General features: G+C 68.3%; 16 protein-coding genes. 5 read left to right on the top strand and 11 right to left on the bottom strand.

Annotated features, from left to right (window positions below; genetic code table 11):
• Positions 1-10: 10 nt before the first annotated feature.
• Genes murC through ftsW form a run of 3 tightly spaced genes read right to left on the bottom strand, consistent with a single transcriptional unit; the run spans position 11 to position 3,722 of the window.
• Entirely contained in the window at positions 11-1,426 is a 1,416-nt protein-coding gene (murC, locus tag V5F77_RS01035) for a UDP-N-acetylmuramate--L-alanine ligase (RefSeq protein ID WP_429003450.1), read from the bottom strand.
• Positions 1,423-2,553: an undecaprenyldiphospho-muramoylpentapeptide beta-N-acetylglucosaminyltransferase gene (gene murG, locus V5F77_RS01040; protein ID WP_429003451.1), complete on the bottom strand. Its 1,131-nt coding sequence runs from the start codon at positions 2,551-2,553 to the stop codon at positions 1,423-1,425. The genes murC and murG overlap by 4 nt, the downstream gene beginning before the upstream one ends.
• On the bottom strand, positions 2,550-3,722 hold the full coding sequence (gene ftsW / locus V5F77_RS01045; protein WP_429003452.1) for a putative lipid II flippase FtsW: 1,173 nt from the start codon (positions 3,720-3,722) through the stop codon (positions 2,550-2,552). Before ftsW ends, murG begins: the two co-directional genes overlap by 4 nt.
• Positions 3,723-3,858: 136 nt before the next feature.
• Here ftsW and V5F77_RS01050 point away from each other — a divergent pair, with 136 nt between their 5' ends.
• Together V5F77_RS01050 and pdeM are read left to right on the top strand one after the other, a co-directional pair.
• Complete coding sequence (locus V5F77_RS01050) at positions 3,859-6,510, top strand: ligase-associated DNA damage response DEXH box helicase (protein ID WP_429003453.1); 2,652 nt, start codon at positions 3,859-3,861, stop codon at positions 6,508-6,510.
• Between the two features lie 791 nt (positions 6,511-7,301).
• On the top strand, positions 7,302-8,003 hold the full coding sequence (gene pdeM / locus V5F77_RS01055) for a ligase-associated DNA damage response endonuclease PdeM (protein ID WP_429003454.1): 702 nt from the start codon (positions 7,302-7,304) through the stop codon (positions 8,001-8,003).
• Between the two features lie 164 nt (positions 8,004-8,167).
• On the opposite strand, the gene V5F77_RS01060 is transcribed toward pdeM, so the two are convergent.
• The 6 genes from V5F77_RS01060 to V5F77_RS01085 all read right to left on the bottom strand — a co-directional run bounded on the left by V5F77_RS01060 (position 8,168) and on the right by V5F77_RS01085 (position 15,730).
• Positions 8,168-8,977, bottom strand: coding sequence for a DUF2076 domain-containing protein (locus V5F77_RS01060; protein WP_429003455.1), 810 nt, complete (start codon positions 8,975-8,977; stop codon positions 8,168-8,170).
• A 146-nt stretch (positions 8,978-9,123) separates the two neighbouring features.
• Positions 9,124-10,722, bottom strand: coding sequence for a malate synthase A (gene aceB / locus V5F77_RS01065; protein WP_429003456.1), 1,599 nt, complete (start codon positions 10,720-10,722; stop codon positions 9,124-9,126).
• 91 nt (positions 10,723-10,813) lie between these two features.
• Entirely contained in the window at positions 10,814-11,452 is a 639-nt protein-coding gene (gene thiE, locus V5F77_RS01070) for a thiamine phosphate synthase (RefSeq protein ID WP_429003457.1), read from the bottom strand.
• A 157-nt stretch (positions 11,453-11,609) separates the two neighbouring features.
• Positions 11,610-12,938, bottom strand: a complete 1,329-nt coding sequence (glcF, locus tag V5F77_RS01075) for a glycolate oxidase subunit GlcF (RefSeq protein ID WP_429003458.1) — start codon at positions 12,936-12,938, stop codon at positions 11,610-11,612.
• Between the two features lie 61 nt (positions 12,939-12,999).
• A complete protein-coding gene (gene glcE / locus V5F77_RS01080; RefSeq protein WP_429003459.1) occupies positions 13,000-14,208 on the bottom strand; it encodes a glycolate oxidase subunit GlcE in 1,209 nt (402 codons plus the stop codon).
• Between the two features lie 25 nt (positions 14,209-14,233).
• Positions 14,234-15,730 carry an FAD-linked oxidase C-terminal domain-containing protein gene (locus V5F77_RS01085; RefSeq protein ID WP_429003460.1) on the bottom strand — a complete coding sequence of 499 codons (1,497 nt, stop codon included), beginning with the start codon at positions 15,728-15,730 and terminating at the stop codon, positions 14,234-14,236.
• Positions 15,731-15,900: 170 nt separating this feature from the next.
• On the opposite strand from V5F77_RS01085, the gene V5F77_RS01090 reads away from it, so the two are divergent.
• The 3 genes from V5F77_RS01090 (at position 15,901) to V5F77_RS01100 (ending at position 17,974) form a co-directional block, all read left to right on the top strand.
• Positions 15,901-16,836 carry a LysR family transcriptional regulator gene (locus V5F77_RS01090; protein ID WP_429003677.1) on the top strand — a complete coding sequence of 312 codons (936 nt, stop codon included), beginning with the start codon at positions 15,901-15,903 and terminating at the stop codon, positions 16,834-16,836.
• A 123-nt stretch (positions 16,837-16,959) separates the two neighbouring features.
• Complete coding sequence (locus V5F77_RS01095; RefSeq protein WP_429003461.1) at positions 16,960-17,670, top strand: AzlC family ABC transporter permease; 711 nt, start codon at positions 16,960-16,962, stop codon at positions 17,668-17,670.
• Complete coding sequence (locus V5F77_RS01100; protein ID WP_429003462.1) at positions 17,663-17,974, top strand: AzlD family protein; 312 nt, start codon at positions 17,663-17,665, stop codon at positions 17,972-17,974. Before V5F77_RS01095 ends, V5F77_RS01100 begins: the two co-directional genes overlap by 8 nt.
• Before the next feature lie 70 nt (positions 17,975-18,044).
• Here V5F77_RS01100 and V5F77_RS01105 read toward each other — a convergent pair whose 3' ends face one another.
• Positions 18,045-18,764 carry a thioesterase domain-containing protein gene (locus tag V5F77_RS01105; RefSeq protein WP_429003463.1) on the bottom strand — a complete coding sequence of 240 codons (720 nt, stop codon included), beginning with the start codon at positions 18,762-18,764 and terminating at the stop codon, positions 18,045-18,047.
• A gap of 173 nt (positions 18,765-18,937) precedes the next feature.
• Positions 18,938-20,524, bottom strand: coding sequence for a hypothetical protein (locus V5F77_RS01110; RefSeq protein WP_429003464.1), 1,587 nt, complete (start codon positions 20,522-20,524; stop codon positions 18,938-18,940).
• Positions 20,525-20,560 lie beyond the last annotated feature (36 nt).

The raw sequence follows: 20,560 nt of genomic DNA on the forward strand, positions 1-20,560 counted from the left end.
CGCCTGTGGCTCACTGCGCCCCTGAAGCGAGGGCCTCCAGATCCCCCGGCAACGCATAGGCCCATTGCGTGATCGTGCCGGCGCCGAGGCAAATCACGTAATCCCCCGGCTTCGCGAGGCCCCGGACGATCCCCGCCAGGGCCTCGGGTCCTTCCAGCGCCGTAACGCTGCGGTGGCCGCGCGCGCGCAGCCCCTGGACCAGATGGTCGCGGTCCGCACCTGGGATCGGCGTTTCGCCGGCGGCATAGACGGGCGCAACCACCACATGGTCGGCATCGTTGAAGCAAGTGGAGAACTCGTCGAACAGGGAGGCGAGGCGGGAATAGCGGTGCGGCTGCACCACCGCGATCACCTGCCCCTCGCTGGCGGCGCGGGCCGCGCGCAGCACGGCGGCGATCTCGACCGGGTGGTGGCCGTAGTCGTCGAACACCGTAACCCCATTCCACGCGCCAGTGCGGGTGAAGCGGCGCTTGACGCCACCAAACTGGGCGATCGCCTCCAGGATGCGCGCGTCCGGCACGCCCAGCTCATGGGCCACGGCGATGGCGGCGGTGGCGTTCAGGGCATTATGGCGGCCTGGCATGGGCAGGCGGAAGCCCTCGATGCGGCTCAGCGTGTCGCCGGCCCGGTCGCGGAACACCACGTCGAACTTCGTGATGCCGCCCTTCAAGTCCACGTTCATCAGCCGCACGTCGGCCTGCGGGTTCTCGCCATAAGTGATGATGCGCCGATCCTCGATGCGCCCGACCAGCGCCTGCACCACCGGATGGTCAATGCACATGACCGCGAAGCCGTAGAACGGCACGTTCTCGACGAACGCCTTGAACGCCTCCTGCACCTTGTCGAAGGTCTTGAAATGGTCGAGGTGCTCGGGGTCGATATTGGTGACGATGGCGACTTCCGCCGGCAGCTTCAGGAAGGTGCCGTCGCTCTCGTCGGCCTCCACCACCATCCATTCGCCGGCCCCGAGGCGAGCGTTGGTACCATAGGCGTTGATGATGCCGCCGTTGATGACGGTCGGGTCCATGCTGCCGGCGTCCAGCAAGGTCGCCACCAGGGAGGTGGTGGTGGTCTTGCCGTGGGTGCCGGCAATGGCGACGCAGCTCTTCAGGCGCATCAACTCCGCCAGCATCTCGGCGCGGCGCACCACCGGCAGGCGCTTGGCGCGCGCCGCCTGCAGCTCGGGATTGTCGCGCTTGATCGCGGAGGAGACCACCACCACGTCGGCCTGGTCCACATTTTCGGCCCGATGGCCGACCACCACCGTGATGCCCTCGTCGCGCAGACGCTTTACATTGGCGCTCTCGGCCACATCCGAGCCCTGCACCTGATAGCCCAGATTATGCAGCACCTCGGCGATGCCGCTCATTCCGATGCCGCCGATGCCGATGAAATGGATGGAGCCGAGCGCCTGCGGAAGCTTCATACGGATGGTCCTCGATACGTGGCGATGGGCGCCCCCTGCGCCAGATGCGCGACGACATCGGCCAATTTCTCGGCCGCGTCGAGCGCGCCGGCGCTTCTCGCTGCTTGCGCCATGTTCGTCAATGCACGCGGATCGACGCCAAAGGTCGAAAGCGCCGCGGCAAGCCGCTCCGGCGTGAACGCGGACTGCGGCACCACCAGGGCGGCGCCGATGATCTCCAGCGACTTGGCGTTGGCCGCCTGGTCCTGGTCGAGGGCGTTGGGCAGCGGCACCAGGATGGCGGGCCGCCCGATGGCCGCGAGTTCCGCAACCGTGGAGGCGCCGGAGCGGGCAATCACCAGATGGGCCCGGCCCATGCGCGCCGGCAAATCGTCGAAAAACGGCCTGACCTCGGCATCGACCTGCAGGTCGAGATAGGTCTGCCGCACCCGTGCCAGATCCTCCTCCCGGGCCTGCTGGACCACTGAAAGGCGGCTGCGCAGATCGCCGTTGAGGCGCGCGATCGCCTGCGGCACCACGTCGGCCATCACCCGCGCGCCCTGGCTGCCGCCGAACACCAGCAATCGCAGCGGACTGCCGACCTCGGGCGCATCGAACCGCGTCTCCGCCGCAGCGTGCACCGCCGGCCGCAGGGGATTGCCGGTGAACACCGCCTTCCCCGCCAGATGGGGCTCGTCGGCCAGGATGTCAGGAAAGCCCGTGGCGATCGCGCTCACCCGCGCCGCCAACATGCGGTTCGCTCGCCCCATGACCCCGTTCGCTTCATGAATCAGGCTCGGTACGCCGGAAAAGGTGGCCGAGAGCACCGGTGGCACGGTGGGATAGCCGCCGAACCCGACCACGACGGCGGGCTTCAGCCGGCGCATCAGCGCCAGGCCGCGCACGAGACCCCGCAGCAGCGTGACCGCGGTGCGGGCCAGCGCGAGCGGCGAGCGGCTGCGCACGGTATCGGCGGGGAGCACATGCAGGGCGCCGGCGGGAAAATGCCCGGCATAGCGCGCGGCGCGGCTGTCGGTGACGAGATCCACCGCATAGCCGCGTCGGCGCAGCACATGCGCCAGCGCCTCGGCCGGAAACAGATGGCCGCCGGTACCCCCGGCGGCCAGTAAAATCAGAGGCTTGCTCATGCAGCGACAGCCTCATGCGACGGAGCCTCCGCCGGCGGCTCGCTTAACGCGGCGAGCGCCGCCGCACCGGGGTGCCGCCGCGAGAGGGCGAGCAGCATGCCCATGCCGAAGGCGAGCGAGATCAGCGAGGAACCGCCGTAGGAAATGAACGGCAGCGTCATGCCCTTGGCGGGCATGAGGTGAACGTTCACCGCCATGTTGATGGACGCCTGGAGGCCGAAGAGGATCGCCAGCCCGCTGGCGGCGAAACGGGCGAAGGGGTCCTGTTCGTCGAGCGCGCGGATGAGGCTGCGCAGGATGACGAAGGCGAACAGGGACAGCAGGATCAGGCACAGGATGATGCCGAACTCCTCCGCCGCCACGGCGAACACGAAATCGGTGTGGCCATCGGGCAGGATGCGCTTCACCGTGCCCTCGCCCGGCCCCTGGCCGAACCATCCGCCGTGGCGGAAGCTCTCCAGCGCGGTGTCGATCTGGTAGGTGTCGCCGGAGGCGGGATCGAGGAAGCGGTCGATGCGCTTCTGCACGTGCGGCACGACATGATAGGCGAGGACCGCCCCGCCGGCGCCGAAGCCGATGAGGCCCACCATCCAGATCCAGCGCAGGCCGGCGAGGAAGAACAGCGCCCCCCACACCAGCACCACCAGCATGGTCTGGCCGAAGTCGGGCTGGAGCACCAGCGGCAGCATCACGCTGCCCAACAGGGCAATGGCCAGAAGCTGGGCCGGCATTTCCGGTCGCTTGCTGCTTTCCGCGAACAGCCAGGCCGCCAGCACGACGAAGGCCGGCTTGAGGAATTCGGACGGCTGCACCGTGATCGGGCCGATGTTCAGCCAGCGCCGCGCACCCTTCACCTCGGGGCCGATCACCAGGGTCGCGAACAGCAGCACCAGGCACACCAGGAACACCACGATGCAGACGCGGCGAATGGTGCGCGGCGACAGGAACGAGGTGACGATCATCACGCCGATGGCGGGAATCAGGAACATCACCTGCCGGTTCACGAAATGGAACGGATCGGCGATGCCGAGGCGCGCTGCCACGGGCGGGCTTGCGGCGAGGCACAGCACGATGCCGATGATGATAAGGGTGAACAACGTGCCGAGCAGCAGGCGGTCCACCGTCCACCACCATTCGCTGAGCATGGTGCGGTCGGCGCGCGACATCATGGGGCGGAACTCCGGGGGAATTGGAATTTGTCGCTAAGATGCGACAGCTTGATTGACGCGTGATTAACCGCCCGCCGCTGGCCTCCCCCGGATCAATGCACCGATCGCTTTCGTCGTCTTTCCCGAATGCCCGCCCATGGCACAAAGGGAGAACGCGGCTTATCTTCCCCCCGTGTCCACTTTCGACAAAAAGCGCGCCCACGCGCTGCCGGACCCTTTCCGGCTCTGGTTCGCGCACCGTGGCTGGGTGCCGCGCGCGCACCAATTGGACCTGCTCGCCTCGGCGCGGGCGGGACGCTCGACCCTGCTCATCGCGCCCACGGGCGCCGGCAAGACGCTGGCCGGCTTACTGCCGACCCTGGTGGAATTGAGCGAAGCACGCCGCGCAAAGCCCCGGGCGAAGGCCCTCCCCCGGGCGACGGAGGAAGACGCCGGGACGCTCCCCGCCGCGGGCCGCACCCCGCCGCCGCGCGAATCGCCCTTGCACACCCTCTATATCTCTCCGCTCAAGGCGCTCGCGGTGGACATCGCCCGCAATCTGGAGACGCCGATCGCCGAGATGGGCCTGCCGATCCGGGTCGAGACCCGCACCGGTGACACCCCGGCCTCGCGCCGCCAGCGCCAGCGACGCGATCCCCCCGACATTCTGCTGACCACGCCCGAGCAGATCGCGCTTCTGCTCGCCTCCAAGGATGCGGAGTATCTGTTCGCCGGGCTCAAGCGGGTGGTGCTGGACGAACTGCACGCCCTCGTCACGTCCAAGCGCGGCGATCTGCTGGCGCTGGCCTTGGCGCGGCTGCGGGCGATCGCGCCGGGCTTGCAGAGCGTCGGCCTCTCCGCGACGGTGGCCGAGCCCGACGATCTGCGCCGTTATCTGGTCGGCCAGCATCCCGGCGCCAACGGCGAACCGGAGGCGCTGGCCGATCTCGTGATCGCCAAGGGCGGGGCGGCGCCCGACCTTTCCATGCTGGAGAGCGAGGCGGTGATGCCCTGGGCCAGCCACACCGCGCTCCACGCCTTGCCGGAAGTCTACGGGCTGATCGCCGCCCACAAGACCACTTTGGTGTTCGTCAACACCCGCTGGCAGGCGGAATTCCTGTTTCAGGAACTCTGGCGGATGAACGAGCTGAACTTGCCGATCGCGCTCCACCACGGCTCGCTCGACGTGGAGCAGCGCCGGCGGGTGGAGGCGGCCATGGCGGCCGGCAAGCTCAAGGGCGTGGTGTGCACCTCCTCCCTCGACCTCGGCATCGACTGGGGCGACGTGGACCAGGTGGTCAATATCGGCGCGCCGAAAGGCTCCTCGCGGCTGATGCAGCGGATCGGCCGGGCGAATCACCGGCTGGACGAGCCCTCCAAGGCGGTGCTGGTGCCGGCCAACCGGTTCGAGGTGCTGGAATGCCGGGCGGCGCTGGAGGCGGTGCGGGCCGGGGGACAGGATACCCCGCCCGAGCGCACCGGCGCGCTCGACGTGCTGGCCCAGCATATTCTCGGCATGGCCTGCGCCGCGCCGTTTTGCGCCGATGCGCTTTATGCCGAGGTGCGCTCGGCCGCGCCCTATCGCGCCCTCTCGCGGGCGGATTTCGACGCGGCGGTGGATTTCGTCGCCACCGGCGGCTACGCGCTGCGCGCCTATGAGCGCTTCGCCAAGATCCGCCGCACCAAGGAGGGCCTGTGGCGGGTCTCCAACCCCATGATCGCGCAGGCCTATCGCATGAATGTGGGCACCATCGTGGAAGCCACCATGCTGAAAGTGCGCCTGGTCTCCGCGCGCGGCGCCGCCAAGGGCGGGGTGGCGGGGCGGGTGCGGTTCGGCGGGCGCATGCTGGGCGAGGTGGAGGAATATTTCGTCGAGACCCTGGTCCCCGGCGACACCTTCGTGTTCGCCGGCGAGATCCTGCGCTACGAAACCCTGGTGGAGGACGAGGTCTATGTCTCGCGCTCCACCGCCACATCGCCGCGCGTGCCGGCCTATGCGGGCGGCAAGTTCCCGCTCTCGACCTTCCTCGCCGCCGGGGTGCGGGCCTTGCTCGCCGCGCCCGAGCGCTGGAAGACGCTGCCCGTCCAGGTGCGCGACTGGTTGAACCTGCAACGCCAGCGTTCGCGCCTGCCGGGGCGGTTCGACCTGCTGGTGGAAACGTTCGAGAATCGCTCCCGCCACTATCTCGTCGCCTATCCCTTTGAGGGGCGGCTCGCCCACCAGACCCTCGGCATGCTGTTGACGCGGCGGCTGGAGCGGGCCGGGTTCAAGCCGCTCGGCTTCGTCGCCAATGATTATGCCCTCGCCGTCTATGGCCTCTCCGACCTCAGCCTGGCGGTCGCACAGGGCCGGCTTTCGCTCGGCGACCTGTTCGACCAGGACATGCTGGGCGACGACCTGGAGGCCTGGCTGGCGGAAAGCGCCCTGATGAAGCGCACCTTCCGCACCTGCGCCGTGATCGCCGGGCTGATCGAACGCCGCTTCCCCGGCAAGGAGAAGACCGGGCGGCAGGTGACCATGTCCACCGACCTCGTCTACGACGTGCTGCGCCGGCACGAGAGCGACCATATCCTGCTGCGCGCGGCCCGCGCCGATGCCGCCACCGGACTTCTGGACGTACGCCGGCTCGGCGACATGCTCGCCCGCATCAAGGGCCGCATCGTCCACCAGCCGCTCGACCGCGTCTCGCCGCTCTCAGTGCCGGTATTGCTTGAGATCGGCCGCGAAAGCGTCGGCGGGGACGCCAACGAGGCGCTGCTGGCCGAGGCGGAGGAAGACCTGGTGCGCGAGGCCATGGGGGACGGCTGAGGCGCGACTTGGAATGTTTTCCTACGCCGGGACTGCGGTGCGGTGTCCCGCGAAAAAGTCGGATTCGCGGGGCGCAACGCCCGCGTCCCCGCGCCGTTTCCGGCGCGAGGGGGAGGGTGGCGGGAGCGGACGGCGCGCCGGCTAAGGCGCGCCTTGGTAAAGCAATGGTTGACGTCGGAGCCGTTGCTCCGCCCGCTCCCGCACGGTGATTTATGGCTCGCTTCGTGCGCTGCGTGGGTCGTTACCGCTCTCCCAACACGACCGGGCAAACGAACTCCGGTCCGGGACGCACGCTTTGGGCCTCCTCTTTTGACGGGCGAGGTGCGTTAAGCCCCGACCCGCCGGACAACCGCCCCCGCACCACACATCAGGTCGCTCCGGACGCATCCCTCACGGTGCAAGGCGCGCTCAGGATAGCCGGGACGGGGTGAATGTCAAGGATTTTATTCCTTTTAGGATTATTTGCTTTGAATTGAGGTTTATGGCCGGGGAAGCGCATCGGCCCCCTCACCCCGACCCTCTCCCCGTGGGGGAGAGGGGGAGCGGCGGTGCGGGCGGCAAGGCTGTCCCATCAGAAATTATCACCGCACTCGCACGTGCCTCACCTCTCCCCGCCGGGGAGAGGTCGACCGCGTAAGCGGGCGGGTGAGGGGGTGCGGAGGGGGAGGAAAGCGCTCTCGCCCCCTCACCCCAACCCTCTCCCCGGAGGGGAGACGGGAAACGGGAGCGGCGGGCGGGGGAGTGGCGGCCGCGCCGCTTGCCCCAGCGGACAGGATCGGCAATATCGCGTCATGCTGGCCCGTACCGATTCTGTTCCCCCTTCGTTCGTCGCCCTCGCCGGCGCGCAGGTGGTGCTGGACCCCTTGGGCGCGCTGGTCTGGCCCGCGCGCAGCCTGCTGGTGGTCGCCGACCTGCATCTGGAAAAAGCCTCCGCTTTCGCCCGGCGCGGCCAGATGCTGCCGCCCTATGACAGCGCGCAGACACTTGCTCTCCTGGAAACCCTGATCGCCCGCTGGGCGCCCGATGTGGTGATCGCGCTCGGCGATACGCTGCACGACCGCTGGGCCGCCGAGCGCCTCACCGAAGAGACCAAGGCCCGCCTCGCCGCGCTCCAGCACGGACGCAGCTTCGTGTGGATTGCCGGCAATCATGATCCCGAGCCCTGCGGCCTGCTGTGCGGCGAATGGGCCCGGGAGATCCGCATCGGCTCCCTCACCTTCCGCCACGAACCCGCGCCGATGGCGACACCCGGCGAAGTGGCCGGCCATCTCCACCCGGTGGCGCGGCTGGTGCAGCGCGGCCGCTCGATCCGCCGGCGGTGCTTTGCCACCGACGGGGCGCGCATGGTGCTGCCCGCGCTCGGCAGCCTCACCGGCGGGCTGAACGTGCGCCATCCCGCGATCTCCGGCCTGTTCAGCTCAAGCTATGAGGCCCATATGCTCGGCGCGGAACGCACCTATCGCATCGCCGCCTCGGCCTGCAGCGGCGACTGAGCCCCCGCGCGCCTTCTCATCCCCAAGCGCAAGGCAACAAAAAGCCCCGCGGGAGCGCCGCGGGGCCATTTATCTGGTGGCCTTGTGTCTTGTGGCCTTGTGTCTTGGGGGCCGTGTGTCTTCGAGCTAATTCAGATCAAGCCCGATAATCACGCCCAATCATCTCAGGCCCAGGAATCGTCGGAGGAATCCCCGCCGCCCCAATCGCCGCTGTCATCATAGCCGGCGTCCTGCGCATCGGCCACGTTCCAGCCGCCGTCATCGGCGGTCGCAGCGCCGGGATCGCCGCCCAGCGCGTTCTGCGCGTCGGCGCCGAGATCGCCGCTCGCCGGTGTCTCCTTCGGGGTTTCAAGCGCCGCCGCCTGCTCGGCCACCGGGCCGGTGCCGCTGGACATCAAGCTCTTGATGCCGTCGAACAGCAGCGCGCCGCCCGCGACACCGGCAGCCGTCGCCAGCGCGCCCTGGAGGAAGCCACCACCGCCGCCGCCAAACCCGCCGCCGAAGCCGCGCTGCTGGCCGCCCCAAGGACCACCCTGCTGGGGATAACCGCCCTGCTGGGGATAGCCACCTTGCTGCTGGGCATAGCCCTGCTGGCCCCACGGCGCGCCCGAATTGGGCTGAGCGCCGCTATTCACCTGCTGGGGCAGGCCCATGGGGCCGCCCGCTGCGGGACGTCCGCCGGTGCTGGGCACCGAGGTGCTCCGGCCGCCGCCGAACAGGCCGCCGAGGAAGCTGGTTTCCTGTTGCGGCGCGGGCTGGCGCGCCTGCTCTTCCAATTCCTGAATCCGGGCGGACGCCTGGGTCAGGGCATGTTCCTGAACCAGGACGGTCTGCGCCAGGGCATAGGTCGCATGGGGCAGTTCGGCAACGCGCTGCGCGATCAGCGCCTCGGCCTCGCGATCGCGCGGCTGGCCTTCCAGGCCGCGCATGCGATCGAACAGGCCGTCAATAAGCGCACGTTCCTCGGGAGTCATCTCCGCCTCCGGTTGTTGACCGTCCCGCATATGAGGAGGCCGCCATGGCGGGAGAAGGGTGCGAGCCCATGAATTTTTTGTAACGTTACGTAAGGTCGAAGCGGCCGCCGCCGCGCCAGGGCGATGCGGCGGCCGTCTTAATGCCCTCAGGCGATCAGCTTATAGGCCGGCAACGTGAGGAATTCCTCGAACTGCGGCGCCAGCGTCATGTCGGAGAACAGCGTGATCGCCTCCGGGAAGCGGCCCTTGTCATAGGTGTCCGCGCCCAGCGTCTCGCGCAGCTTGGCCATTTCATCGTCCAGCAGGCTGGTGAACAGCGCGCCGGTGACGGTGCGCCCGTCCTCCAGCTTGGCTTCGAGATGAATCCACTGCCAGATCTGCGCGCGGCTGATCTCGGCGGTGGCGGCATCTTCCATCAGATTATAGAGCGGCACCGCCCCGCGCCCGCGCAGCCACGCCTCGATATATTGCACGCCGACGCGGATATTTTCCCGCAGGCCGGCCTCGGTGCGCGCGCCCTGGTGCATCACCAGCAGGTCGTCGCGGGCGACGCTCACGTCCTGCCGCGTGCGCTGGAGCTGGTTGGCGGTGGGCATGAGGCGGTCGAACACCTCCTGCGCCACCTTCACCAGATCGGGATGGGCGACCCAGGTGCCGTCGCAGCCCTCGCCCGCCTCGCGCTCCTTGTCCGCCTGCACCTTGGCGAAGGCGGCGGCATTGGCGGCAGGATCGCCCTTCACCGGAATCTGCGCCGCCATGCCGCCCATGGCGAACGCGCCGCGCCGATGGCAGGTCTTTACCAGCAGCGACCCATAGGCTTTGAGGAAGGCTTCGCTCATCACCATGCGGCCCCGGTCGGGCGTCAGGAAGCGCGCGTTCTTTCCGAGCCGCTTGATGAAGGAGAAGATGTAGTCCCAGCGGCCGATGTTCAGCCCCGCCACATGGTCGCGCAGTTCGTAGAGGATCTCGTCCATCTCGAACACTGCCGGCAAGGTCTCGATCAGCACCGTCGCCTTGATGCTATTGGCGGGAAGACCAAGGCGCGCCTCGGCGAACGAAAACACCTCGTTCCACAGCCGCGCTTCCAAATGGCTCTCGGTCTTGGGCAGATAGAAATAGGCACCGGACCCCTGCGCCTGCGCCGCCTTGGCATTGTGGAAGGCATAGAGGCCGAAATCGAACAGGGAACCGGAAACCGGCGCGCCGTCCACCTCCACATGGGCTTCCGGCAGATGCCAGCCGCGCGGGCGGATGATCAGCACGGCCGGGGTGGCGCCGAGCTTGTAGTCCTTGCCGTTGGAGGGATCGTGGAAGTCTATTCTCCCGGCCCAGCGGTCCTTCAGATTGAGCTGGCCCTCGATCATGTTGGACCAGAAGGGCGAGGAGGCATCCTCGAAATCCGCCATGAAGACCTTGGCGCCGGAATTCAGCGCATTGACGATCATCTTGCGGTCCACCGGCCCGGTGATCTCCACGCGACGGTCCAGCAGGTCGTGCGGCAGGGGCGCGATGTGCCATTCCGCTTCGCGCACGCCTTGGGTCTCGGTGAGGAAATCGGGCAGTTCGCCGGCATCGAAGCGGGCCTGGCGGGCGGTGCGCGCCTCCAGCAGGGCGAGGCGCGTCGCGTTGAAATTGCGCTGCAGTTCGGCGACGAAGGCGAGCGCCTCGGGGGTGAGGATCTCCTCATAGCGCGGGCCGAGCGCGCCGGTGATGACAAGGCCGGTAGGCAGCGTGGGGGTCGACATGATGTCGGTCTCCTATGGGAACGAAACAAACAGCTTTCCCGGAACGGGAACGCCGCCGGTGCGCCTGAAGCGCGGTCCGGCGGGAAAATCCTCAGGCGCGGGCGGCGGCGATGATCGCCTTGAGCTCGCGCGCGGCGGCGGCGACATCGCCGGCCTTGCATATGGCCGAGACCACGGCGATGCCGTCCGCCCCCGCCGCGATGACCGCTCCCGCGCTTGCGGCGTCGATACCGCCGATGCCCACCAGCGGCAAAGAGATGCGCTTGCGCAGCGCGGCGAGCCCCGCGATGCCGATCGCCCCGCCGGCATCGCCCTTGGTGCCGGTGGCGTTCACCGGGCCGACGCCGACATAATCCACCCCCGAGAGATCGGAGGCGGCGAGTTCCTCGGGCGAGCCCACGGACAGGCCGAGGATGCGCCCGGGCCCGAGCACGCCGCGCGCGGCGGCGGGGTCGATGTCGTCCTGGCCGAGATGCACGCCGTCGGCATCGGCGGCCAGCGCCACGTCCACCCGGTCGTTGATGATGAGGGGAATGCCGTGGGGCGACAGCAGCGCCTTCAGCGCGCGCGCCTGTTCCACCAGTGCCCGCCCCTTGGCCTCGGGATCGCGCAATTGAACGATGGTGACACCGCCTTGCACCGCCTGTTTGACGGTGGCGAGCAGCCCGCGCGCCGCGGTCTGCCGGGCATCGGTGACGAGATAGAGGGAGAGGTCGAACATGGGCGACATAAGGTCTCTCTCGGCCGGAGCGGTTCGGAGCGGCGCACCGGGGGTTTACCCCATCGCGCGCCACAGACCTATGCCGCCGGATACGGAAGTCTAAGGGCCGCGCGAGCAACAGTGCTTCGCACGGAGGGCAACAGTGACGGACGACGCGCCGGCTTACTCACGCCGCCTTGGCGCCGATGCCGGCCCGGGCGAGGGGAAGCGGCACCGGGCCGCCGGTCGCCCAGTCCAGCAGTTCCACGGTGTGGACCACGGGAATGTCCGTTCCGCTGCCGATCTGCGTCATGCAGCCGATATTGCCGGTGGCGATGATCTGCGGCACCAGTGTCTCCAGATTGGCCACCTTGCGATCGCGCAATTGGCCGGCAAGTTCGCTCTGCAGCATGTTGTAGGTGCCCGCCGACCCGCAGCAGATATGGCTCTCGAACGGCTCCGCCACCTCAAAGCCGACATGGCGCAGCATCTGCACCGGCGGCCCCTTGATGTTCTGCCCGTGCTGGAGCGAGCAGGCGGCGTGATAGGCCACGCGGTGATCCATGGGCATTTGCGCCGCCGGCAGATGCAGCGTCGCGGCGAATTGGGAAATGTCCATGGCCAGCGCCGAGACCTTCGCCGCCTTTTCAGCATAGGCGGGGTCGAGGCGCAGCATGTAGCCGTAATCCTTGATGGTGGTGCCGCAGCCGGACACGGTCATCAATATGGCGTCGAGCCCGCCGCCTTCGATCTCGGCGGTCCAGGCGTCCACATTGGCGCGGGCCAGCGCCAGCGCCTGCTCCTCGCGGCCCATGTGATGCACCAGCGAGCCGCAGCATCCCTCGCCCTTCACCCGCACCACCTCGACGCCGAAGCGATTGAGCAGCCGCATGGCGGCCTCGTCGATCTCCGGCCGCAGCACCGGCTGGGCGCAGCCGCCGAGCAGCGCCACGCGCGCATGGCGCACGCCTTCGGCGGGGAATACGCCGGGCATTTCGCTGTGCGAGGGGCCGTGCGGCAGGCCGGGCGCGAGGCGCAGCATCGCCGCCAGCGGGCGCAGCGGCTTGATCGCATCGAACAAGGGCGCCAGCGGCTTGGCGATCGCCGCCCCCACGAGCGCGAAGCGGAAGCGGTTGCGATAGGGCAGCACCGCCGCCAGCAGGGCCCGGTTCAGCCGGTCGAAGAGCGGGCGCTTGTAGGTCTTCTCGATATGGTCACGGGCATGGTCCACCAGATGCATGTAATGCACGCCGGAGGGGCAGGTGGTCATGCAGGAGAGGCAGGACAGGCAGCGGTCCACATGCTTGACCACTTCCTCGGTGGCCGGGCGCGCGTTCTCCAGCATGTCCTTGATGAGGTAGATGCGCCCGCGCGGACTATCGAGCTCATCGCCCAGCAGCACATAGGTGGGGCACGTGGCGGTGCAGAAGCCGCAATGGACGCAGGCCCGCAGGATCTTGTCCGCCTCGACGATGTGCGGATCGGCCAGCTGCGCGAGGGAAAAATTGGTTTGCATGGGTCAGCGATCGCCCGCGCTATGGGAAGGACAGAAGCCGTTCATCGAGATGGGATGCATCTCACGCCCCCGCATACATGCGGCCGGGGTTGAGCAGGCCCTTGGGATCGAAGCTCGCCTTCACCCGCTGGCTCAAGGCCGCGTGGGCGGGTTCGAGCGGCTGGAACACGGCGCCGGCGCGCTGCGCCGGGTCCGCGCGCACCAGGGTCGCGTGGCCGCCGTGGGGCGCAAGATGGGCGCGCACCGCCTCGGCCTGGGGCCGGGCATCGGGCATCTGCACCCACACCAGCCCACCGGCCCAGTCGCAGAAGGCCTCTGCGTCGAGATCCCGCGCCAATTGGGCCGCAAGATGCGGCCCGGCCATGGGCGGGGTGGAAATGCGCCAGACCGCCCGTTCCCGCGTGCCCGCGAACGGCAGCACGTCGCGCACGCCGGCCCATAGCGCGGCAGACGCTTCCGCCTCGAGCACCTCGACCCCGCCGAACGGCATCAGCACGCGGATCAGCATCGCGCGGCGCGCCTTCACCGAGGGTTCGAACCCTTCCAGGCGCAGAGCCACCACGGAACGGTCGGTTTCAAGCTGCGGCAGGCGGGGTGCGAGGGCCGCAGGAAGGGTGGCGGCGGCGGAAACCTCGCAGGACGAGCCCATGGCCGCGCTCATGGCGCGCGCGCTCGAATCCGCGTCCAAGGCGAACACGACGAGGGTTTCCTGCGTGGGCGGGCGCGGAATCACCTTCAGCGTCACCTCGCTGAGCACGCCGAGGGTGCCGTAGGACCCCGCCAGCAGGCGCGGCAGGTCGTAGCCGGTGACATTCTTCACCACCCGCCCGCCGGACTTGAACACTTCCCCCCGCCCGGAGATGGCCCGCGCGCCGAGCGCATGGTCGCGCGCCGCGCCGTGGCTGATGCGCCGCGGACCCGACAGATTGCAGGCGAACACGCCGCCGATGCTGCCTGCGCCGGAGGGTCCCCCCAGCAGCGGGCCGTAATCCATGGGCTCGAACGCCATCATCTGCCCGTTCTCGGCGAGCAGCGCCTCGATCTGCGCAATCGGCGTGCCGGCGCGGGCGGAGAGCACCAGTTCCCCCGGCTCATAGAGGGTGACGCCCTGCACGGCCGAGACGTCGAGGGTGCGGTCGGTCTGGCTTGCCCGGCCGAGGCCGCGCTTGGAGCCGTGGCCCACCACCTCCAGCGTCTTGCCTGCGGCAAGCGCCATGGTGACGGCTTCGGCGATCTCCGCCTCGTCCTGGACTTTCACGATATCGGACATGGGACTTCCTGGCCGTGACGGCCGCTCAGAAACGAGGAATGTCGGGAAACGGCACCTGGCCACCGCTCACATGCATGCGGCCGAGTTCGGCGCAGCGCTGGAGCGTCGGGAACACCTTGCCGGGATTGAGCAGGTTCTGGTCGTCGAAGGCGCATTTCAGCCGCTGCTGATGGGCAAGGTCCACCTCATTGAACATGGTGGGCATCAGGTCGCGCTTTTCCACGCCCACGCCATGCTCGCCGGTGAGCACGCCGCCCACCTCCACGCACAGGCGCAGGATGTCGGACCCGAAGGATTCCGCCGCGTCCAGTTCCCCCGGCTTGTTCGCATCATAGAGAATGAGCGGATGCAGATTGCCGTCGCCGGCGTGGAACACATTGGCCACCCGCAAGCCGTATTGGGCCGACATCTCCCGCATGCGCGCCAGCACCAAAGGCAATTGCTTGCGCGGGATGGTGCCGTCCATGCAGAGATAATCGGGCGAGAGGCGCCCCACCGCCGGGAAGGCGGCCTTGCGGCCGGCCCAGAAGCCGAGCCGCTCCTCCTCGGTCTGCGACACCCGCAAGGTGGAGGCGTTGCAGCCCTTGGCGATCGCCGTCACCTCCCCCAGCAGATGGGCGCATTCGGCTTCCGGCCCGTCCAGCTCGACGATCAGCAGCGCTTCGACGTCGAGCGGATAGCCCACGTTCACGAACGCCTCGGCGGCGGCGATGGCGTCGCGGTCCATCATCTCGATGCCGCCGGGAATGATGCCGGCGCTGATGATGCGCGCCACGCATTCCCCCGCATCCTCGGACGTTGGAAAGCCCACCAGCACCGCGCGGGCGGTCTCCGGCTTCTTCAACAGGCGCACCGTGACTTCCGTGACCACCCCGAGCAATCCCTCGGAACCGACGATCACCCCGAGCAGGTCCAGCGCGCCGGGATCGAGATGCTTGCCGCCGAGCCGCACGATCTCGCCGGTGATCAGCACCAGTTCCACGCCCAGCACGTTATTGGTGGTCAGCCCGTATTTCAGGCAGTGCACGCCGCCGGAATTCTCGCCCACATTGCCGCCGATGGTGCAGGCGATCTGCGAGGAGGGATCGGGGGCATAATAGAAGCCCTCATGCTCCACCGCGCGGGTGATGCCGAGATTGGTCACGCCCGGCTGCACCACGGCGCAGCGGTTGGCGAAATCGATGTCCAGCACCTTGTTGAACTTGCCCATGGCGAGCAGCACGCCGTCCTGCAGCGGCAGGGCACCGCCGGACAGCGAGGTTCCCGCCCCGCGCGGCACCACGCGGACATTGTTGTCGTGGCAATATTTCAGCACGCGCGCCACCTGCTCGGTGGTGCTCGGAAGCACCACCACCAGCGGCAATTGCTTATAGGCGGTCACCCCGTCGGATTCGTAGGGGCGCATTTCTTTCTCGTGCGCGATCACGCCTTCGCCGGGCACGATCACACGCAGATCGGCGATGATCTTCTCGCGGTTGGCGAGGGTCGTCTCGTCCGCTGCCGGAAGCCTGAGGCTCGTCATTGCGGCATCCTTGAACCGTTTCCTTTTTTTATAAGTATAATGGGTTCGCAGCGAAAAGCGGTCGCGGATTATTTCCGCTACGGCTAAAATCAAAAAAGCAGATGGAAACAATACGCCGCGCCACCGCCCGCCCCACCGCGCAACGCCGCCCCACGGCCGATACCCGGCCCATGATCGGCAATCTCGGGGATCTGGAGATTTTCGCCCGCATCGTCACGGCCGGAAGCCTCTCCGCCGCCGGGCGGGAGCTGGGCCTTTCCCCGCCCGTGGTCTCCAAGCGGGTCCAGCGGCTGGAGGATCGGCTCGGCGCCCGCCTGTTCCAGCGCACCACCCGCAAGGTCACGCTCACCGAGGCCGGCCAAGGCTTCTATGAGCGGGTGGTGGCAATCCTTGCCTCCATCGAGGAAGCGGAGACCCAATTGTCGCGCCGCTCCACCGAGGCGCGCGGGCTGCTGCGGGTGTCGGCGCCCACCTCGTTCGGCCGCCTGCACATCGCGCCCCATCTCGGCCCGCTGCTCAACGCCAATCCCGACCTCACCATCGATCTTGAATTGTCCGACGCGTTCGTCGACATCGTCGGCGAGGGCTTCGACCTTGCGGTGCGCATCGCCGACCTCAACGATTCCAGCCTCGTCGCCCGTCGCCTCGCCCCGGTCCACCGGGTGCTCTGCGCGAGCCCGGCCTATCTTGCCCATGCCGGCGTGCCGGAAAGCTTCGCCGATCTCAACGGCCACACGCTGCTCGCCACCCACGGGCAGGACCCCTGGCGGCTGGAGGGACCGGACGGGCCGGTGACGCAGCGCGTCCATTCCCCGCTGCGCACCAATTCCAACGAAGTGGTGCGCGAGGCGGTTCTGGCCGGGGTGGGCATCGCGCTGCGCTCCACCTGGGATGTGGGCCCGGAATTGCGCAACGGCGCGCTTCAGGTGGTGCTGCCGTATTTCCACGCCTCCCATCGCGTCGGCGTGTTCGCGGTCTATCCCAGCCGCCGCTTCCTGCCGCAGAAGGTGCGGGTGTTCATCGACCATCTCGCCGCGCTCTACGGCTCGGTGCCGCCCTGGGACGAGGGGCTGGAGGAGGTTCTGGCGCCCACGCGCGCGGCCTGAGCACGGCATCGGGACGCGCGCGGCAAGCGCACGCATAGCTGACGCAGCGCGCATGTCGAAAACGGGTTGGTACCTCTCGCAGCGTTGGGCATAAAAGTTCCATGCCCTGCCCCGCCGCGATTCATGACTGAGCCCCGCCCCGCCCCGGTCCGCATCACGTCGGCCGGCGTGCGCCTCGGCATGAAGGCCATGTGGCCGCTGATGCCGGGAATCGCCGTGTTCGGCGCCGCCTTCGGCGCGGCGGCGGCGCAGAAAGGGTTTTCGGCCGCGGAAGCCGCCCTTTCCAGCGGCCTCGTGTTCGCCGGCCTCGCCCAGATGGTGGCGCTCGAAGGCTGGACCCAGAGCTGGACCCCGGCGAGCCTGCTAGCGCTCGCTCTGCTCACCTTCACCGTGAACATGCGCCATTTCCTGATGGCCGCCTCCATGCGTCCCTGGCTCGGACGGCTTCCGGGATGGCAGGCCTATGGATCGCTGCTGTTCCTGGCCGACAATAATTGGGCGGCCGCCATGCGCTACCATGCCCATGGAGGCAATGATGCTGGCTTCTTCGTCGGCTCCGGCCTGCTCACCTGGATCGTCTGGGTGGTTTCGACCGTGGCGGGACAGGTGATCGGCGGCGGCATTCCCGATCCCAAGGCGTTCGCCATCGATCTGGTGGTCCCCGCCTTCTTCATCGCCATGCTGGTGCCGAACTGGAAGGGCCGGCGCGAGGCCGTCGGCTGGGGGGTCGCGGCCGTGGTGTCGGTGGGCGCGTCCTATCTGGTGCCGGGCTGGTGGTTCATCGTCATGGGCGCCGTGGCGGGCGCGGTCGCCGGTGGCTTCACCGATGAATAGCGCGCTCGATCCCGGCACGGTGCTGGCCATCTGCGTGATGGCCGGCGCCACCATCTTCAACCGCACCGCCGGCTTCTTCCTGATGCGGCTGGTGCCGGTGACGCCGCGGGTGCGCCGCATCCTCGATTCGCTGCCCGGCGCGGTGCTGGTGGCGATCGTCGCGCCGGCCGCGGTGCATGGCGACAAGGCCATGGCCGCAGGGCTCGCCGTCGCCTTCCTCGTGACCTGGCGCACCAAGAACGATTTCTACGCGGTGCTCGCGGCGGTGCTGGTCGGCGCCGCGATCCGCGCCCTCGGGTTTTAGAGCACGCGTCGATCCGCTTGCATCGCAAGCCGACCAGATCATGCGTCTTGGGGGCCGTCTCCGACGAGCCTTAGCGGGCCACCTGCGGCGCCGTCGCCACTGCCGCTTCCGCCCGGTCCGAATTCGCGGGCGCGGCCATGGAGGGCGCGGGGACGGCGCTCGGCGCGGGCTCGCGCGGCGCCACCGGCTTGGGCTTGGGGCGCACCGCCAGCCCTTGCACCATCTTGATCACCTCGGCATGCAGCATTGGCGACTTCTCGATGTTGAAATGATCGAGCGTGGCGGCATTGTCGAGATTGCGATTGATCAGCTGCCCCTTGAAGCCCGGGCCGATCGCGAGGCTCTTGCCGAAGCCGTTGTTGTTCTGGAAGTAATTGATGAAGCGGCCGCCGGTGTTGGACACCGAGGTCACGCCCACGGGATCGAAGGTCACCACCAGGCGCGGCGGCAGGCCGAGGGCGGTCATGCGCTCCGCCATCTCGATGGCCGCGTCGGCGCCGAGCGAATGGCCGACCACCACCACCGGGGCCCGGCGGTGCGCCTTGGACCAGGCGACCGCATCATCGGCAAGCTGGGGCCACTGGCCATATTCATAGACCGTCGCGTCGATCCCCTTGGCCCGCAGCTTCCCCGCCAGATCGTCCATGCCTTGGGAAAAGACATTGGCGAGCCCGCGCATGAGATAGACCCGGACATTGGGGCTCTGGGCCTGGGCCGGCATCAGCGCGGAGGGGACAAGCACGCAGAACGCCGCGAGCAGCGACAGGACAATCCGCAGGCGAGACGTCATGGGTTCACCGTCATGTTTCTATCGTGTTCTGCCGAACAATCGCATCTCGGGCAACGGAGATGCGCGCTCCACGCTGCACAATTTCGTCACGATTGAGGCGGTTTCCACACATCCGTTGCCTGATTGCATCAGTGCCACCCGCGCCGCGCCGCTTTTTGTTGCGCCGCACCGGGTCAGGGGGCGAGGGGAGCGGCGTCCGGGGACATCGGCGAGGCCGCCTCTTCCTCGCGCAGGCGCGGTGCCGCGACCAGGGGGCCCGACAGGCCCGCCAGGAAATAAAGCGCGATTCCGGCGAACGCGATATAGGGCCCGAGGAACGGGGCCCAGGTGCGCAAGGTCCAGAAGGCCCCGGCAAACATGCCGCTGGAGCTGAGCCGGGCCCGCATGGCGGCATGGGTCGCCGGCTCGTCCAGGATATCCTCCGGCAGGATGCCGCGGATCTCGATCGTCATCAGAAACTGCCTCAGCCGCTCGGCGTCCGGGTACGGCACCTGCAGGAACGGCTTGTTCGCCAGCGCGGAGAAATCGCCGGTGCCGAGAAACTGCCGCACGTTATCGGCCTGCATCTTTCCCTGCTGCCCGCGGGTGATCACATCCGTGGGCACGACGGTAAGCGCGATGTGGCCGAGGCCGAGGGCGACGATCACGAGCCACGCGGCGGCAAAGCCAAGGCCGGGGGCGCGGCGCGGCAGGGTCAGCGCGCGATCCCTGAGCAAGGCGGCGATCGCGACGAAATTGGCCATCAGACCTACCGACGTCATGTCCAGGTAGCGCGAGGCGCCCACCCCTTGGGCGCGACCATAGGCCAGAGAAAGCCCCTGCATCGCGACCCAGCCGCCGATGCCGATGCACAGCCATGCGGGATCGCTGATCGGACGCTTCTCCATCAGCACGCGCACGGTCAGCCAAATCAGCGGGGCATAGAGCAGCAACGGGGTGATCGGGCTCGGCGGCAGCGGCCAGCTCGCAACGCTCTGCAGGGCCTCGAGGAATTGCAGCAGCGACTGCGCCTTCAACGAGGCATGTTGCGGCAGCGATGGCACCAGCGCCAACAGCACCGCGCCGAACACGAACAGCACGCCGATCCCGGCCCATTCGCGCCAGCCCCGCCGGCGGCCGACCGCCGCCTGTGCCGCCACCATCACGCCGGCCACGATCGGCGTGCAGGCGCCCGCGCCCACAGAAAAGAACGCGATCAGCGAGAACAGCGCGCCGAAGAACCAGCGCACGTCGAACGCCTCGGCCGTCGCCAGCAGCCACAGGCTCAGGACGGAAAACAGCAGCGCCAGGTAGAAGGAGGACTGGAACCCCGCCAGCGTGTTCTCCCAGCCGAACGGGACCGCCAGGAGAAGGGCGACGAAGGCCGTGAGCGCGATGGTGGCGCTCGCGCTCACCATGCGGCGCAGCAGCACGATCACCACCACGCCGCAGGCGGTGTGGATGGCGGCGTTCACGCACATCTGCAGGATCGGGTCCCAGCGGCCCGAGGCTTCCAGCAGGAGGAGATCCAGCAGCCGCGTCATCAGCACGCGGTGCTCGTTATGGAGCGCGATCAGGTTGGCGAGCGGAACGTGGCCCTCAAGATAGGGCTTGTACAGCAATGCGCCTTCCGCATTCCACTGGTCCCAATAGGGCACCGAGCTGCCGTACAGCCAGATCAGGCTGAGCTTCGCCCCCATGACCACGACGACGCAGGCGAGAAGTGCGAGCCACCAGCGAGGGCCGGAGGGATAGTCGCAATCCGAGGCTGGCACCTGCATTTCGCACATATTCCCTTTGGTCACCCGCCCGTCGCG

This window comes from Roseixanthobacter psychrophilus (assembly GCF_043195195.1).
Classification (GTDB): domain Bacteria; phylum Pseudomonadota; class Alphaproteobacteria; order Rhizobiales; family Xanthobacteraceae; genus NCEH01.

What these genes read in the sequence shown, in the direction of transcription:
- glcE (WP_429003459.1), bottom strand. Translation starts at nt 14,208, where the DNA reads ATGTCCGATATCGTGAAAGTCCAGGACGAGGCGGAGATCGCCGAAGCC.
- V5F77_RS01090 (WP_429003677.1), top strand. Translation starts at nt 15,901, where the DNA reads ATGATCGGCAATCTCGGGGATCTGGAGATTTTCGCCCGCATCGTCACG.
- thiE (WP_429003457.1), bottom strand. Translation starts at nt 11,452, where the DNA reads ATGTCGCCCATGTTCGACCTCTCCCTCTATCTCGTCACCGATGCCCGG.
- V5F77_RS01050 (WP_429003453.1), top strand. Translation starts at nt 3,859, where the DNA reads ATGGCACAAAGGGAGAACGCGGCTTATCTTCCCCCCGTGTCCACTTTC.
- pdeM (WP_429003454.1), top strand. Translation starts at nt 7,302, where the DNA reads ATGCTGGCCCGTACCGATTCTGTTCCCCCTTCGTTCGTCGCCCTCGCC.
- glcF (WP_429003458.1), bottom strand. Translation starts at nt 12,938, where the DNA reads ATGCAAACCAATTTTTCCCTCGCGCAGCTGGCCGATCCGCACATCGTC.
- ftsW (WP_429003452.1), bottom strand. Translation starts at nt 3,722, where the DNA reads ATGATGTCGCGCGCCGACCGCACCATGCTCAGCGAATGGTGGTGGACG.
- V5F77_RS01085 (WP_429003460.1), bottom strand. Translation starts at nt 15,730, where the DNA reads ATGACGAGCCTCAGGCTTCCGGCAGCGGACGAGACGACCCTCGCCAAC.
- V5F77_RS01060 (WP_429003455.1), bottom strand. Translation starts at nt 8,977, where the DNA reads ATGACTCCCGAGGAACGTGCGCTTATTGACGGCCTGTTCGATCGCATG.
- V5F77_RS01105 (WP_429003463.1), bottom strand. Translation starts at nt 18,764, where the DNA reads ATGACGTCTCGCCTGCGGATTGTCCTGTCGCTGCTCGCGGCGTTCTGC.
- V5F77_RS01110 (WP_429003464.1), bottom strand. Translation starts at nt 20,524, where the DNA reads ATGCAGGTGCCAGCCTCGGATTGCGACTATCCCTCCGGCCCTCGCTGG.
- murG (WP_429003451.1), bottom strand. Translation starts at nt 2,553, where the DNA reads ATGAGCAAGCCTCTGATTTTACTGGCCGCCGGGGGTACCGGCGGCCAT.
- V5F77_RS01100 (WP_429003462.1), top strand. Translation starts at nt 17,663, where the DNA reads ATGAATAGCGCGCTCGATCCCGGCACGGTGCTGGCCATCTGCGTGATG.
- murC (WP_429003450.1), bottom strand. Translation starts at nt 1,426, where the DNA reads ATGAAGCTTCCGCAGGCGCTCGGCTCCATCCATTTCATCGGCATCGGC.
- aceB (WP_429003456.1), bottom strand. Translation starts at nt 10,722, where the DNA reads ATGTCGACCCCCACGCTGCCTACCGGCCTTGTCATCACCGGCGCGCTC.
- V5F77_RS01095 (WP_429003461.1), top strand. Translation starts at nt 16,960, where the DNA reads ATGACTGAGCCCCGCCCCGCCCCGGTCCGCATCACGTCGGCCGGCGTG.